Here is a 2,872-nt window from a genome sequence, read left to right as displayed (position 1 = left end):
CTTACAAAGTTTAAAATATCATCACCGAAACTTGCAATTCCACTAATATCTATATTATTCTTTGCCGCCTCCATACTGGCTGTCTGAAGAAAATGCTGCAACGACCTTATATAAGTATCCATGTTAGCAAATAAAGTCTTAATACTTACAACTATCTGAGGAATTAAGGCTACCATCAAAAGAATTATTATAATGGCTATCCCAACTAATGCAGTAGTTACTGAAAGACTCTTTCTGGTTTTCTCATTTTTTACATTTGTAAATACTGTATTCCTAAGAAATGTGACAAAGGGGTCTATAATATAAGCTATAATAAGTCCTGTTATAAGAGGACTAAATATTTTATATATTACCTTCATTCCTTTAAATATATCACCCAAATTCGATAGCAAAAAATATAAAATAACTGCTGAACAGGCAGCAATAGTATATGCAACCCACCTCTTTTCCAGCATATCTTTATTAAATTTCATATAGTCCTCCTGTCTTTTGCTAATAAGAATAATAATATCACAAGAAAGAGCCGAAAACCATAGATAAAGTTTTAATTTTTCTTTACTTTACCTTTACAGCCTTTCTTCTATCGGTTAGAATAAGACCATATAAAAATCAAAATAAAGGAAGTTAACAAATGAAAATAAACAAGTTATTTAAACCTCTTGCAGCATCTCTCCCAATCACCCTCTCAATTACCGGCTGTACTTCCGGTTTAGAACATAAGCCTATGACTATATTAAATGATAGCTATCGTGTAGCATACGAAATCTTCGTCTCTTCATTTTATGACAGTAATGGAGATGGAATAGGAGATTTAGAAGGTATAAGAAAAAAACTTGATTATATAAACGATGGTAAGGCTGAAAAAGGTAATTCTCTACTTGCTAATGAAATCTGGCTCACTCCGATTTCCCCTTCCCTCTCTTATCATAAATATGATGTTATGGATTATAAAAATATAGATAAGGATTTCGGTACTTTAGATGACTTTAAAAGTCTTGTTGAGGATTGCCATAAAAGACATATAAAAGTAATATTTGACCTTGTTATGAATCATTCATCATCAAGCCATCCTTGGTTCTTAAAAGCTACTAATTATCTTAAAGAGCTTAAAGATGGTGAAGAGCCTGATTTTAATGTCTGCCCTTATGTAAATTATTATAATTTTACAAAAAAACAACAAGAAGGCTATGCTCCTGTTGAAGGTACCGACTGGTATTATGAGGCTAGGTTCAGTCCGAAAATGCCTGATTTCAATCTTGAAAATAATGCTGTAAGAAATGAATTTAAAGAGATTTTTAAGTTTTGGCTTGACCTTGGTGTAGATGGTTTTAGGCTTGATGCTGTTACCTACTATGTAACAGGTAGCATTACTAAGAATACAGAAATCCTTACCTGGCTTAATAAAACTGTAAAAGAAATCAAGCCTGATGCCTACATAGTAGGAGAGGCATGGACAACTGAAAGTGAGTACGGAGCTTATTATGCAAGTGGAGTTGACAGTTTTTTTGACTTTGAATTCTCCGGAAGTGATGGAATCATTGCTGAAATACTTAAAGGGATAAGACCTGCAAGCAGTTTTGCAGAAAGAATGGTAAATTCTGATAAACTCTTCTTTAAGCACAACCCAAGCTATATAAATGCTCCTTTTTATACAAACCATGATATACCTCGTTCAGCAGGCTATTATTCGGGAGAACATAGGGTAAACCTAATAAAACTTGCAGGGGCTATGAACCTACTTATGAGTGGAAATGCCTTTATTTACTATGGCGAAGAACTTGGGATGAAGGGTTCGGGCAGGGATGAGAATAAGAGAGCCCCTATGCAGTGGGTAAAAGACAGCAGTGCCGCAGGAATGTGCAAAGGTCCAAAAGATATGGAAGATTTTGAAATGATTTACGGCACTCTTGAAGAGCAAGCAGATGACAAAAATTCTATTTACAATTATTATAAAAATGCTATTAAACTAAGACATAACTTTCCTGTCATCGCAAGGGGTATCACAGAATTATATGATGGTTTTGAAAACCTTGACTCTGAGAAAGTTTCTGCATTTACAAGGCGAATAGAAGATAAGACATACAAACCTGTACTCATTGTCATAAATACTTCAGAAAACAGTATAAGCCAAAAACTTGGCAAAGATTATGCTAAATTAGGCGGTTCTCTTATTACAGGAGAAGAAGAGGTAACAATAAAGGATGGAATGCTGAACATCCCATCCTTCGGTATTGCCATACTTACGCATTAAGCTTGTTTAATGCCTGTCTAAGTGCATTTCCTAAAATTATAGAAATAACTATTTTTGCAACATCAAAAGGTATGAACGGATATACACAGTAGCCAAGAGCCTGTGTGAAGTTTATACCTTTTGTATTTACTACAGTAAACCATACAGTTCCAAAAAGGTAGCAAACTATAAGTCCTAAAAGCAAGCCTATTACCTGAAAATAAACCTGTTTAACTCCAAATCTTTCTATAAAAAGCCCACTTATAAATGCCATAAAGATAAAGCCTATAATATAACCGCCGGTAGGTCCAAATAAAACTGCTACACCGCCTGACGCACCTGCAAATACCGGAAGTCCTATCATACCTAGTAATACATAGGTAAGTACTGCCAACGCTCCCCTTTTAGCTCCAAGTACATAGGCCGAGAGACATACTGCTATCACCTGCAAAGTAATAGGAACCGGTCCTATAGGTATCTTCCAAGGGCCAAGTACACAGCAAACAGCCGCCATTATACCTATAAGAGCTATGCTTTTCACATCAAGCTTTGATTTAACTGCTACATTTCCATTCGATGACATTTTCTTTCTCCTTTAAATAAAAAAGTATATCCGAATTAATACAAATTCATGTAATTAAT

General features: G+C 34.7%; 3 protein-coding genes. 1 reads left to right on the top strand and 2 read right to left on the bottom strand.

The features are described from left to right. Positions 1–473, bottom strand: a 473-nt coding sequence (locus ACTTG8_RS10140) for an AI-2E family transporter (RefSeq protein ID WP_442561986.1), incomplete at its 3' end; no start/stop codon positions are given. Positions 474–631: 158 nt separating this feature from the next. Here ACTTG8_RS10140 and ACTTG8_RS10135 point away from each other — a divergent pair. Beyond that, positions 632–2,251: an alpha-amylase family glycosyl hydrolase gene (locus ACTTG8_RS10135; protein WP_442561985.1), complete on the top strand. Its 1,620-nt coding sequence runs from the start codon at positions 632–634 to the stop codon at positions 2,249–2,251. Here ACTTG8_RS10135 and ACTTG8_RS10130 read toward each other — a convergent pair. Next, the gene (locus ACTTG8_RS10130; RefSeq protein ID WP_442561984.1) at positions 2,241–2,813 is read right to left on the bottom strand and encodes a biotin transporter BioY; all 573 of its coding nucleotides are present in this window, start codon (positions 2,811–2,813) and stop codon (positions 2,241–2,243) included. The two genes, ACTTG8_RS10135 and ACTTG8_RS10130, sit on opposite strands and share 11 nt — an antisense overlap. Positions 2,814–2,872 lie beyond the last annotated feature (59 nt).

The sequence above is a fragment of the Catonella sp. genome, from assembly GCF_052173895.1.
Lineage (GTDB): Bacteria > Bacillota > Clostridia > Lachnospirales > Lachnospiraceae > Catonella.
Note: the sequence above shows the minus strand (reverse complement) of the source record. Positions and strands in the feature narration are given on the sequence as shown.

Bases quoted from the DNA above. Each gene is read 5' to 3' on its own strand.
- ACTTG8_RS10135 (WP_442561985.1), top strand. From the start codon at position 632: ATGAAAATAAACAAGTTATTTAAACCTCTTGCAGCATCTCTCCCAATC.
- ACTTG8_RS10130 (WP_442561984.1), bottom strand. From the start codon at position 2,813: ATGTCATCGAATGGAAATGTAGCAGTTAAATCAAAGCTTGATGTGAAA.